Below are 11,852 nucleotides of genomic sequence, written 5' to 3' on the forward strand. Positions count from 1 at the left end.
GCGCTGACTCGTGCTGCGGACTTCTCACAGAAACCGGTACCCCTGCGTGCTCACGCATTGGGTGGTCGAACCCACCCGTTTTCCCGTCCTTATCCGTCGCTGCACGGCCTGCGGTCACGACCGTTTCCGGCCCAGTGGCAAATTCCGCGTCAACGCGCACCACAAGCTCCTCGAAGCCTGGCTCCTCGTGCTCTGCACCTCGTGCGGGGACACGGTGAAGCTCTCGGTCCTGGAGCGGATCAAGGTGCGGGCCATTCGTCCCGATGTGCTGGAACGCTTGCACACCAACGATCCCGGCCTGGTCGCCGAGCTGCTCCAGGACCCGCTCGTGCTGCACCGCAACCGGGTCGCGCTCGACTGGGCCGGCGCCTGGCGGCTCGACACCGGCGGCTCGGATCATCTCGACCAGGAGGTGATCGACGTTTCAGTGCGCTTCGCCGCGCGCATTCCGGTCCGGCCCGTGCGCTTGATCGCCGAAGGGTGCGCGCTTTCCCGCGCCGAAGTCGAAAGACTGCTCACCGAAGGGAACCTCGTTTCCGCCACTCGGCTGAGCGGCAAGCTCTCCGGCGACTTCACCTTCACGCTGTGTTGTCTGCCCCGGCTCCGCCGGGGCGTGCGAGATCGCGCCGGTGTTCAGTCCAAAAAAGCCCAGCCCGGGCGGCCCGACTTGCAGGTTTCGTAGGCCACCGGGTCGATGGTCTGGTAGATGCCGATCACCGTCTCGCCGTCGCAGGTGACGCGGCACAGGTGTTCGTCCAGACCACGCAGCCCGATCCGCGTGCGGGGGTCGGTCAGGTCGTAGGTCTCGCCCTCGGTGAAGGCCGGGCCGTCGTAGGAGCCTTGGTGGATGCCGCTTTCCGGGGTGCCGCCGTACATGCCGCAGCGCAGGAACGCCGTCTGCAGGCCAAGGTGCTCGTAGTGCAGCTGCTTGACCTCGCCGGTGCCGAGCCGGTAGTCGACGATGCCCTCGGCGAAGATGTCGGTGTCGGGGTCGAAGCGCAGCCGCCGCGTCGGCTTGGCCACGCGCGTGGCGCCCGGGCGGCTGTCGCCGAACGGGTAGTACACGCGGTCGCCCCACAGCGTCCAGTCGGAGAACGGCACGAACGCGTTGCCGGACACGCCGACGTGGAGCCGGCCGCCGAGCGACATCGCCGGCCCGCCCACGCCGCGGCCCGTGCCCCAGTGCCGGTCGCGGGTGCCCGCGGAGCCGGGGCCGAGCTCGACGCGGGTGCCGTCGACCTCGACCCAGCCCTCGACCGTGCCGAAGCCCTCGAACCCGGCGGTGACGTCGTTGCGCCGGCCCGGTGGCGTGCCGTGGGCCGAGTCGGACAGCGGCTCGCGGAACACCTGCCGCGTGGTGTCGCGGAAGGTCAGGTCGTAGCTGATGCCGTGCTCGTTGGGTTCGAGCACGTACCGCCATTCCCGCAGGCCGCGGACGATCTCCGGGGCGATCGGGCCGATGCGCAGGTCGGCTCGGTCCACGCCGAGCGCGCGGAAGCTGCGCACGGAGGTGTGCCGGCCGCGGAAGTTGACGATCGCGTAGGCCTCGGCGCGGTCGAGGTTCGGGTAGAAACTGCCGCCGGTCGCGACCATCACCTCGCCGGTGGGGTCGTGGCAGATCATCCAGTACCGCTCGTAGGCGCGCGGGTCGCCGGTCGCCATCACGCGGATCGGGTCCGGCGTCTGGTGGATGAGGTAATCGTCCAACGGGGACAGGGGGAACTGCTCGGCGAAGTGCTCGTCGCCGACGGTCAGGTCGCTCATCGCCACCTCCTCAGCTCGGGTCGGCTTCGATCCGACGGACCAGGTACTCGGTGATCTCCCGCCGGGCGGCGGTGCCGTCCGGGGTGTCGGGCAGGTTCGTGATGACACCGGACAGCAACGCCCGCAGCTCGGCGTTGCGCCGCGCGGCTTCGGCGACGTCGTAGCCGCCGGGTTCGGCCGCCGCGGGAAGCTCGACGTCGTGGCGGGTGAGCAACTGCGCCATCGTCGCGTTGTCGTTGAGGTAGAAGGGAAGCAGCTCGGCCCACGACCGGCCGATCTGCTTGAGCAGCCGCCGCACGTTGGCCAGGTTCTCGTGGGAGTCGCGGCTCAGCTCGGGGTCGGTGGCGACGTCGTCCAGCAGGCGCTGCGCACCGTGCAGCTGGTCCTCGATGGTCGGGCGCACGTCAGCTCCTTTCGGCGATCGCGGTCAGCAGGGTCCGCAGCACGCGTTTCGTCGGGCGGTACGGTTCGTCGCTGCGCTCGTCCAGGAACGCCCGCAGCCCGCTGACCTGCATGACCACGGTTTTGAACGTCGAGAAGACCACCCACCACTGCAGCGCCGTGTCGTCGACGTCGAGGCCGGTGGTCTCGCGGTAGTGGCGGACCAGGTCCTCGCGCTCCCACGCGCCCTCGATGAGGTGCTCGCGGTGGCGCAGGGGCTGCACGACCCAGCCGAGATCTTCCAGCGGGTCGCCGAGGTGCGCGAGCTCCCAGTCGAGCAGCGCGGAAACGCGGTCGCCCTGCAGCAGGATGTTGCCGGGCTTGAAGTCCGCGTGCACCAGCACGGTGCGCGGCGACGCGGGCGCGTGCTCGCGCAGCCACGCGAGCGCGAGGTCCACTTCGGGCAGTGCTTCGAGCTGTTCTTGGCGCAGCACGGTTTCCCAGCGCTCCAGCTCGGCGAGCGCCGCCCGCTCCCCCGGATCTTCGAGCACGGCACCGAGTCCGGTGGAGCGCCAGTCGACGGAGTGGACTTCCGCCAGCAGCTCGCAGAACCGCCGCGCCAGGTCGGTGCGCTCGGCCAGCGGGCGGTCGCCGTTGACCACCCGGTAATCGCAGTCGCCGGGTTCGCGGCGCATGATCAGCGACGGTTTGCCGAGCCACCGGCCGTCCCGGTCCAGCCAGCGGGCCCGCGGCGCGGGGAGCCCGCTCGGTTCCAGAGCGCGCAGGACGGCGAACTCCGTGCCGCGGTCGGTGTCGACCAGCCCGCCTTCGGGGTCGCGGCGCAGGATCAGCGGCTCGCGCTCGCCCGTCGCGGGATCGACGAGGTCGAACACCCAGTTCTCCCGCGAGCGGCCGACCCCGACGCGGTTCAGGTCGACGATCTTCGGGACCGAGCCGAGCTGCGCCGAGAGGAACTCGTGCAGCTGCTCGTCGAGCGTGCTGGTCATGGCGTCTCCCGCAGTGAGGAACGGTGGCCGGGGGCCGCGATGGCGATGAGGGCTTCGGCGCGCTCGGCGAGGCTTTTCCCGCGCAGGTCGGCGATCCCGTGCTCGGTGACGACGACGTCCACATGGGACCGCGGGGTGGTGACGGCGCCGGCGTGCAGGCCGCGCACGATCCGGGACCGGGTGCCGTCGCCCGTCGTGGCGGGCAGCATCACGACCGAACAGCCGTCCCGCGACTGCTGGGCCGCGCGCAGGTAGTCGGGCTGGCCGCCGATCCCGCCGACGTAGCCGGAGCCGAGCTCCTCCGCGTTGACCTGGCCGGTGAGATCCACCTGCAGCGCGGAGTTCATCGCCACGAACTGGTCGGCGACCGTGCCCGGCCGCGACAGCTCCGAGACGGGACGCACCAGCACGCCGGCCTCGACCACCCAGTCGTAGAGCTCCGGGGAACCGGCGGCCTCGCAGATCGTCACGGCGCCGGGCTCGTCGCTCAGCGCGCCGGATCGGGCGAGGTCGAGCAGCCAGGTCCCGGCGAGCGTCGAGTGCACCCGAAGGTCGCGCCGGGACTCCAGCGCCCGGCCGACCGCCGACGGCAGCGTGCCGACGCCGAGCTGGATCGTCGCCCCGTCGGGCACCAGGCCGGCGACGTGCCGCGCGATCGTCTCGTGGACCGGCCCGGTCGTGCCGGCCGTGATCGTCGGCATCGGCCGCGAACTGGGCATGGTCGCGGTCAGCTGCGCCGAGTGCACGCGCGGCGCGGTCGTGTGCGGCAGGCGGTCGTTGACCTCGGCGACCACGGCGCGGGCGCGGCCGAGCAGGTCGTAGGTGTAGTCGACGGACAGGCCCAGGCTGTGGTGACCGGTCTCGTCGGCGCCCGACACCTGCAGCGCCACCACGATCTGCTCGGGGTTGCGGCTCGCGAGCGCGCGCGGGACGTCGCGGAAGTGGCACGGGATCACGGAAACGGTGCCGTTCGCGGCGAGCCGGCCGAGCGGGCCCAGCGCGCCGAACGACACCAGCGGCCGCGCGCGGGCGGCCGGGCCGGTGAGCGCGGTGCTGTGGCTGAGCCCGACGAACACCTCCACGTCGGGCGGCGCCGCGTGCACCAGCTGTTCGAGCAACGGCGTCGGCTCGCCGGTGCCCTGCGCGACCACGACGAGGTCACCGGGTTTCAGGACGCTCGTGAGCCAGTCCGCGGTCACAGGACGACCACCGGCGTGACCGGGGTGGCCGTCGAGCCGACGAGCGGGATCGGGGCGAAGACGAACAGGAACGTCGACCGCGACTCGGCCGCCAGCGCGGCGCCGAGCTCGGCCAGCTCGAGGTTTTCCAGCAACGGCACGCCGTGCCGGTGCAGGAGCAGCAGGTGCGCGGGGAAGCCGCTCGACGCCGACTGCTGCTCCACGGCGTAGTTGTCGGCGCCGACGAGCGCGACGTCGCGGTCGGCGAGGTAGCGCGCGGCTTCCTCGGTGATGCCGGGCTCGTCCGCGAAGTAGTCCCCGCCGCGGCCCTGGGTTTCGAGCCAGCCGGTGCGGATCAGCACGGCGTCGCCGGGTTCGGGCGTGACCCCGGTTTCCGCGATGTCCCGGCGCAGCTCGTCGACCCCGACGGGGGCGCTCGGCTCCAAGGGGCCGCCGGTCGCGGTCACCAGGTCCACCAGCACCCCGCGCGTCACGACCGGGGGCAGCTTTTCGGCGCCGCAGCGCTGCGCACCGCGCGTGGTCCGCGTCGAAGCCTGTGAGTGTCCATTGTAGATCTCCTCGCCCGTCCAGGCGTGGGACAGCGAGTCGACGTGGGTGCCGCTGTGCGTCGGGAACTGCACGGTGTCCTCGGCGAACCGGAACCCGCCCGGCGTGCGCGCGCCCAGGGCGTAGTCGCCGGCGTCACGGTTCATGAACCGCATCGGACCCGGCCGGTGGCGCGGCGACGCGGTGGCCGGCCCCAGCGGCTGGGCGAGGCTCAGCGTCCGGCCCGACTGCACGAGCCCGGCCGCGCGGAGGGTGACGTCGGGGGTGACGAGGTTCAGCGCGCCGGCCTCGTCGTCGGTGCCCCAGCGGCCCCAGTTGCCCGTCATGGCGTGCCTGCTTTCAGCTTGTCCTGCACGAGTTTCTCCGCGTCGGCGCGCAACGTCCGGCGGACGAGCTTGCCGGTGCCGGTCTTCGGCAGCTCGTCGACGATCGCGACCGCCCACGGCACCTTGTACCCGGCGATGCGTTCCTTGCAGTGGGCGATCACGTCCTGCGCGGTGAGCATTCCGGCGCGCGCCACGACGAACGCCACCACGACCTCGTCGCGGCTCGGGTGCGGCGCGCCGAGCACCACGGCCTCGGCGACGTCCGGGTGGCCGGACAGGAAGCTCTCGACCTCGGCCGGCGAGACGTTGATGCCGGAGGTCTTGATCATGTCGGTGATCCGGCCGACGAACGAGACGGTGCCGTCGGCGTTGAGGACCCCGCGGTCGCCGGTGCGGAACCAGCCGTCGCCGGTGAACGCGTCCGCGTTGGCCTCGTCGTCGCCGAGGTAGCCCGGCGTCAGGCGGCCGCGCACCTGCAGCTCCCCCGGCTCGCCGGCCGCCAGCAGCGTGCCGGTTTCCTGGTCGGCTACCCGGATCTCGACGCCGGTCAGCGGCTCGCCCTGTGTGTTCAGGCGCGTGGCGAGCGGCATGCGGTGGTCGGTGACGCAGCAGTTGCCGTAGGTCTCGGTCGAGCCGTAGACGTTGCACATCCCGGTGATGCCCAGCTGCGTGATCGCGCGCCCGACCTCCTCGGGCCGGCCGATAGTCAGCCCGGTGCGCAACGACTCCACCGCCCGCACGCGCTCGGCCGGCCCGTTGGCGAGCGCGTCGACCATGGCGGGCAACAGGTAGGCGGCCGTCACGCGCTCCGCCGCCATCAGCTCGGCCGCGGCTTCGGGCTCGAACTGCTCCTGCAGCACGAAACAGGCCTGGTGCGTCATCGTGGCCATGAGCGCGTTGGCGCAGCCGAAGCTCCAGAACAGCGGGGAGCCGAACCACACGCGGTCGTCGGCGGACAGGCCCATGCGCTCGCCGATGTGGAAGCCGTTGAGGATCAGGTCGCGGTGGCACAGCGGGACGGCCTTGGGGTTCTTCGTCGAGCCCGACGTGTAGAGGACGAACGCGGGTTCGGCGGGATCGGGCTTCGCCGGGATGGCCGGCGGCTTCGGCAGCTCCCGCCACGCCAGCGCCCCTTCGGGCACATCCTCCCCGAGCACGACGACGTGCTTCAGCTCCGGGAAGACGTCTTGCGGCCGCCCCAGGTCCGGCACCAGCTTCCGCAGCTCGCCGACGAGGTCGTTGCCCCGCACCCGGTCCACCATGACCAGCACCGACGCCTTCGAGCTCGTCAGCAGGTACTCGATGTCGTAGGCCTTGACCCAGGTGTTGAACGCGTCGACCCGCGCCCCGGCCGCCATCGCCCCGAACGCCACCGGCACCCACGCGGCGTCGTTCGGCGCCAGCAGCGCGACGACGTCCCCTTCCCCGACCCCGATCCCCTGCAACGCCCTGCGTGCGTCGTCCATCCGCTCGGCCAGCTGCGCGTACGTCAGCCGCACCCCGCCGACCACGAGGGCCTCGCGCCCCGGCACGGCCGCGGCACACGCGCGCAGCAGGTCGGGCAGGGTCTCGGCAGCAGGCGTCGTGGTCATCGCGACATCATCGTCACTTTCGTAATCTCGAATCGAAATTCGTATATCCGTAAGCTACCGGCCGCGCGGCGAGGGAGTCAAGGTGATCGGCGGCCGTCACAGGGCCGCGCCGCGGGCACGACAACGCCGGCCCCGGAACCACCGCTGCCGGCAACGGGTTCCGCGAGGCCACGGCAAAGTCCGGCGACCGCCGGGAGCTCACCCCCGGGGTGGCCCTGCGATTCCGCGGGCGATGACGTCGTCGGCGTCCACACCGGACTCGGCGAGCAGGGCGCGAGTGTGCTGGCCCAGCGCGGGGACGTCGCCCATGCGGGCTTCGACGTCGGCGAAGGTCGCGGGCGGCAGGAGGGCGTCGATCTCGGCGAACTCGGTGCCGACCTTGCGCCAGCGGTCGCGGGCGCGCAGCTGGGGGTGGTCGACGACCTGGCCGACTTCCTTGAGCTGCGCGGCGGGAACGCCGGCCGCGGCGAGGCGCTCGTCGAGCTCGACGTTGGTCCAGAGGACAGTGCGGGTGGCGACCGCGGCGTCGCACTCGGCGCGGTGGGCCACGCGGGCGACGTTGGTGGCGAAGCGCGGGTCGTCGGCGAGTTCGGGGGCGTCGAACACCGCGGTGACCAGGGTGCGCCAGCCGGTGTCGTTCTGCACGCCGATGAGCATCTGGCCGTCGCGCGTCGGGAAGGCGTCGTACGGGGCGATCGAGGCGTGGCTCAGGCCCATGCGGGCGGGCTGGGTGCCGGCGTACATCTGCGTGTAGAGCGCGTAGCCCATCCACTCGACGGTGGCCTCCAGCATCGAGACCTCGATGGTGGCGCCCTCGCCGGTGCGCCAGCGGCGCAGCAGCGCGGCCAGCACCGCCTGCGAGCAGTACATGCCCGACGCGATGTCGGAGGTCGGGATGCCGGTCTTCACCGGCGTCTCGGGAGTGCCGGTGATGGCGATCAACCCGGCCTCGGCCTGGATGAGCATGTCGTAGGCCTTGCGCTGCTCCATCGGCCCGCCGGCGCCGAAGCCGGACACGTTCACCACGACCAGCTCCGGGTGCTCGGCGCGCAGATCACCGAACCCGAGGCGGTCGGCGGCACCGGGGGCGAGGTTCTGCACGAACACGTCCGCGTTCGCGACGAGCCGGCGCGCGATGTCGCGGCCCTCCGGCACTTTCAGGTCGAGCGCGATCGACTCCTTGCCCCGGTTGAGCCACACGAAATGCGCCCCGGTGCCGTGGACGACGTGGTCGTAGCCGCGCGCGAAGTCGCCGCCGTCGATGCGCTCGATCTTGATCACGCGGGCACCGAGATCGGCGAGGTTGCGGGTGGCCAGCGGGGCGGCGACGGCCTGCTCGACGGCGACGACGGTGACCCCTTCGAGCGGGCGCGTCACGACTGCTTCTTCTTCTCGGCCCGCACGAGCCCACCGCCGACGATGAGCCGCTGGATCTCGCTCGTGCCCTCGTACAGCCGCATCAGCCGCACGTCGCGGTAGATCCGCTCGACCGGGACCTCGCGCAGGTAGCCGCTGCCGCCGTGGATCTGCACCGCCAGGTCGGCGGTCTTGCCGGCCATCTCGGTGCAGAACAGCTTCGCCGCCGACGGCGCGATCCGCCGATCCTCCCCCGTCACGTACAGCCGCGCGGCCTCCCGGGCCAGCGCCCGCCCGGCGAGCACGCCCGTCTGCTGGTCGGCGATCATCGCCTGCACCAGCTGGAAATCCCCGATCACCGTGCCGCCCTGGGTCGCGGTGGCGGCGTAGGAGACCGACTCGTCGAGCGCCCGCTGCGCGGCGCCGACGGCCAGCCCGGCCATGTGGACGCGGCCACGCGCCAGCGACGTCATCGCGGCCTTGTACCCGACCTCGCCGTCCCCGCCGACCAGCGCCTCCGGGCCGACGCGGACCCCGGTGAAGGTGACCTCCGCGGTGCGCGAGCCCTCCTGCCCCATCTTGGCGTCCTTCGGGCCCACCGTGATCCCCGGCGCGTCGGCCGGCACGAGGAACACCGCGATGCCGGTGCCGGACTCCGACGCCGGCCGCGTGCGGGCGAACACCACGAACAGGCCCGCCTCGGTGGCGTTGGTGATGAACTGCTTGCCCCCGTCGATGACCCAGCCGTCGCCGTCCGGCTTCGCCGTGGTGCGCAGGCCCGCCGGGTTCGACCCCGCGCCGGGCTCGGTGAGCGCGAACGAGGCGACGATCTCGCCCGAGGCGATGCCCGGCAGCCAGCGCGCCCGCTGCTCCTCGGTGCCGAACCCGACCAGGACCTGGCCCGCGATGCCGTTGTTGGTGCCGAACATCGAGCGCAAGGACAACGACGTGTACCCCAGCGCCATCGCGACCTCGACGTCCTGCACCAGATCGAGGCCGAGCCCGCCCCACTCCTGCGGGATCGCGTACCCGAACAACCCCATCTCGGCCGCCTGCGCCCGAAGGTCGGCCGGTATGGCGTCCGCGGTCATGATCTCGACCTCGCGGGGCATCACGCGGGTGCGGACGAAGTCGTTGATCTGGTCGAGGACGGCGGCGAACACGTCATCAGGGACGTCGGGGTTGCCTGAGTACATGGCTATCACTATCGAGCCATGGTCGACATCAGTCCAGGGCTCCGCGCGTGCCCGGATGCCGGGAACTTCGTCCCGATCACTGAGAAGCTGAGCTACGCTCACGATGTGTCGTCCTACACGCATGGCCATCAGGAATCCGTGCTCCGCTCACACCGCTGGCGGACCGCCGAGAACTCGTGCGCGTACCTCCTGCCCCGCCTCGCGCCCGGGCAGGCGCTGCTCGACATCGGCAGCGGGCCCGGAACGATCACCGCTGACCTCGCCGCACTGGTGGCCCCCGGCCGGATCACCGGCGTCGAGATCACCGAGGCCGCCCGCCGGCTCGGCGAAGCGGAGGTGGCCCGGCGCGGCCTGGACAACGTCGAGTTCGTGGTGGGCGACGTGCACGCGCTCGACTTCCCCGACGACAGCTTCGACGTCGTCCACGCCCACCAGGTGCTGCAGCACGTCGCGGACCCGGTGCTGGCCCTGCGGGAAATGCGCCGCGTCTGCCGCCCGGGCGGCCTCGTCGCCGCGCGGGACGCCGACTACGCGGCATTCACCTGGCACCCCGCGGACGCGGCGCTCGACCGCTGGCTCGAGGTCTACCGCCAAGCCTTCCGCGCCAACGGCAGCGAACCCGACGCGGGCCGCCGGCTGCTCACCTGGGCCCACGCCGCGGGCTTCACCGACGTCGCGCCGTCGTCGGCCACGTGGTGCTTCGCGACCCCCGACGACCGCGCCTACTGGGGCGGCATGTGGGCCGACCGCGTACTGAACTCCGACACCACCACCCAGATCCTGCGCGACGGCCTGGCGCAGCCGGCCGAGCTCGAAGAGATCTCCACCGCGTGGCGCCGCTGGGTCGACGATCCCGACGGCTGGTTTTCCGTGCTGCACGGTGAAATCGTGGCCGTCGCGTAAAGCCCCCGCGGAAAATCAGATTTCGTCGACCTGATACGCGACCACACTCGCGGGCGCGAGCAGCGCGCCGGTGCATTCCGCGGTCGCCGGGCCGAATCCGTACGGAACGAAATCGCCCGCCGCGAACCAGAACGCGTTGCCGCTCGCGCAGTGGGCGATCACGCGGTAACCGTGGCCTTCCCCGGGCAGGCACGAGACGCTAATGCCCTGTCCAAGAAAGATGCTGTAGCGCTCCCCGAAACAGCCCGCCGGCGCGAACTGGTCACCACTCGCCGCGGCGGGGACAGCGGACAGACCGAGCAAAGAAGCCGACACCGCGGCAAGAACGAAAAGCTTTCGACGCACAATTCCTCCCGGACCCGAGAAGCTCGACCTTTTCAGCGTAGAAGCGCGGGAGAATCACCGGCAATTCATCGGGCGAGTGAGCGAATGCCAGCGGAAAGTCACAGCGCTGCTCCATTGGAGCCGGCCCGGCCCGCCCGCCGGACACGTCCGCGCGACGGCCCGGCACACCACGCAGAACTCCTGTGTCCGAGCCGACATTGACCTTCACATCGATGTCAACGTTCAGACTCGGTCCGGTCAGGACAATCACGACTCGCTCGGAGAACTCCCATGAAGCTCGGACTCCGCCTGCCCCAACGGCTCGGCGTGGACCTGCGGCACGACGTCGTCGAGGCGGCCCGCACGGCGGAAGCGGCCGGCTACACCAGCCTGTGGACCTACGAACGGCTGCTCTTCCCCGAGCAGCCCCTCGAACCGTACGCGCCGCCGAACGTGCCGTGGCCGGCCGCGTCGCGGCAGGCCGCCGACCCCCTGGCCCTGCTCGCCGCCGCCGCGGTGGTGACCAACACCGTGCGCCTCGGCACGTCCGTCCTGGTCGCGCCGCTGCACCTGCCCATCCAGCTGGCGAAGGAGCTGGCCACGATCGACCAGCTCAGCGGCGGCCGCGTGATCGCCGGCCTGAGCACCGGCTGGTCCACCGACGAGCTCCAGGCCGCCGGCACCACCCGCGCCGGCCGCGGCCGCATCCTCGACGAGACCCTCGACGTCTTCGACGCCGCGTGGGGCCCGGATCCGGTCACCTTCCGCGGCAGCCGCACGGTCATCGAGAACGCGGCCGTCCTGCCCAAGCCCGTGTCGAAGATCCCGGTGATGCTCGGCGGCGGTGGCGACTCCCGCGCCCAGCGGCGCATCGCCGAGCGAGCGGACGGCTGGCTGCCGCTGCTCACCACGCCCGGCCCCGCCGGCGCCGCCGAGCTGCGCACCGGCTGGGACCGCATCCGGGAACTGGCCACCGGCTACGGCCGCGACGCGAGCCGCATGGAGATGGTGGTGGTCGGCAACGTCACCTTCACCGACCGCCCGGCCGGCCCCGGCCGCACCGCGTTCGTCGGCACCCTCGACGAGATCCTGGAAGACGTCCACACCGCCGCCGAGGCAGGCGCCGACGAGCTCATCGTCGACCTGAACCTGCAGGACTGGTTCACCAGCACGCGCCAGATGCTCGAGACCGCCGTGGAGATCCGCGAGCGGGCCGACGTCTGAGCACCGCCGGCCCGCAACCGGTTCCGGGACGGGC

12 protein-coding genes are annotated in these 11,852 nt (G+C 71.9%); 3 read left to right on the forward strand and 9 right to left on the reverse strand.

The annotated features are described in order from the left end of the window. Positions 1 to 46 precede the first annotated feature (46 nt). Positions 47 to 682 (forward strand): DUF1062 domain-containing protein, encoded by a 636-nt coding sequence (locus ACQPXB_RS32350; protein ID WP_432845526.1) that lies wholly within the window; start codon positions 47 to 49, stop codon positions 680 to 682. Here ACQPXB_RS32350 and ACQPXB_RS32355 read toward each other — a convergent pair. The 8 genes from ACQPXB_RS32355 to ACQPXB_RS32390 all read right to left on the reverse strand — a co-directional run bounded on the left by ACQPXB_RS32355 (position 634) and on the right by ACQPXB_RS32390 (position 9,367). Beyond that, positions 634 to 1,764, reverse strand: a complete 1,131-nt coding sequence (locus tag ACQPXB_RS32355) for a hypothetical protein (RefSeq protein WP_386950390.1) — start codon at positions 1,762 to 1,764, stop codon at positions 634 to 636. The genes ACQPXB_RS32350 and ACQPXB_RS32355 overlap by 49 nt on opposite strands. Positions 1,765 to 1,774: 10 nt before the next feature. Continuing rightward, complete coding sequence (locus ACQPXB_RS32360) at positions 1,775 to 2,167, reverse strand: hypothetical protein (protein WP_432845527.1); 393 nt, start codon at positions 2,165 to 2,167, stop codon at positions 1,775 to 1,777. Position 2,168: 1 nt separating this feature from the next. Beyond that, positions 2,169 to 3,152: a phosphotransferase family protein gene (locus ACQPXB_RS32365; protein ID WP_432845528.1), complete on the reverse strand. Its 984-nt coding sequence runs from the start codon at positions 3,150 to 3,152 to the stop codon at positions 2,169 to 2,171. Then, positions 3,149 to 4,351, reverse strand: a complete 1,203-nt coding sequence (locus ACQPXB_RS32370) for an acetyl-CoA hydrolase/transferase family protein (RefSeq protein ID WP_432845529.1) — start codon at positions 4,349 to 4,351, stop codon at positions 3,149 to 3,151. Before ACQPXB_RS32370 ends, ACQPXB_RS32365 begins: the two co-directional genes overlap by 4 nt. After that, a complete protein-coding gene (locus ACQPXB_RS32375) occupies positions 4,348 to 5,223 on the reverse strand; it encodes a cyclase family protein (RefSeq protein ID WP_432845530.1) in 876 nt (291 codons plus the stop codon). Before ACQPXB_RS32375 ends, ACQPXB_RS32370 begins: the two co-directional genes overlap by 4 nt. Then, complete coding sequence (locus ACQPXB_RS32380; protein ID WP_432845531.1) at positions 5,220 to 6,815, reverse strand: class I adenylate-forming enzyme family protein; 1,596 nt, start codon at positions 6,813 to 6,815, stop codon at positions 5,220 to 5,222. The genes ACQPXB_RS32375 and ACQPXB_RS32380 overlap by 4 nt, the downstream gene beginning before the upstream one ends. A 198-nt stretch (positions 6,816 to 7,013) precedes the next feature. Further along, a complete protein-coding gene (locus ACQPXB_RS32385; protein ID WP_432845532.1) occupies positions 7,014 to 8,192 on the reverse strand; it encodes a CaiB/BaiF CoA transferase family protein in 1,179 nt (392 codons plus the stop codon). Beyond that, a complete protein-coding gene (locus tag ACQPXB_RS32390; protein WP_432845533.1) occupies positions 8,189 to 9,367 on the reverse strand; it encodes an acyl-CoA dehydrogenase family protein in 1,179 nt (392 codons plus the stop codon). Before ACQPXB_RS32390 ends, ACQPXB_RS32385 begins: the two co-directional genes overlap by 4 nt. 138 nt (positions 9,368 to 9,505) lie before the next feature. Here ACQPXB_RS32390 and ACQPXB_RS32395 point away from each other — a divergent pair, with 138 nt between their 5' ends. Further along, positions 9,506 to 10,270 (forward strand): methyltransferase domain-containing protein, encoded by a 765-nt coding sequence (locus ACQPXB_RS32395; RefSeq protein ID WP_386950405.1) that lies wholly within the window; start codon positions 9,506 to 9,508, stop codon positions 10,268 to 10,270. Positions 10,271 to 10,285: 15 nt separating this feature from the next. On the opposite strand, the gene ACQPXB_RS32400 is transcribed toward ACQPXB_RS32395, so the two are convergent. After that, positions 10,286 to 10,573, reverse strand: a complete 288-nt coding sequence (locus ACQPXB_RS32400; RefSeq protein WP_386950408.1) for a hypothetical protein — start codon at positions 10,571 to 10,573, stop codon at positions 10,286 to 10,288. Between the two features lie 312 nt (positions 10,574 to 10,885). Between ACQPXB_RS32400 and ACQPXB_RS32405 the strand changes: the two genes are divergently transcribed. Beyond that, on the forward strand, positions 10,886 to 11,818 hold the full coding sequence (locus tag ACQPXB_RS32405; RefSeq protein ID WP_432845534.1) for a TIGR03619 family F420-dependent LLM class oxidoreductase: 933 nt from the start codon (positions 10,886 to 10,888) through the stop codon (positions 11,816 to 11,818). Positions 11,819 to 11,852: the final 34 nt, after the last annotated feature.

Origin of the sequence: Amycolatopsis sp. CA-161197 (assembly GCF_050942255.1) — a bacterium.
Taxonomy (GTDB): domain Bacteria; phylum Actinomycetota; class Actinomycetes; order Mycobacteriales; family Pseudonocardiaceae; genus Amycolatopsis.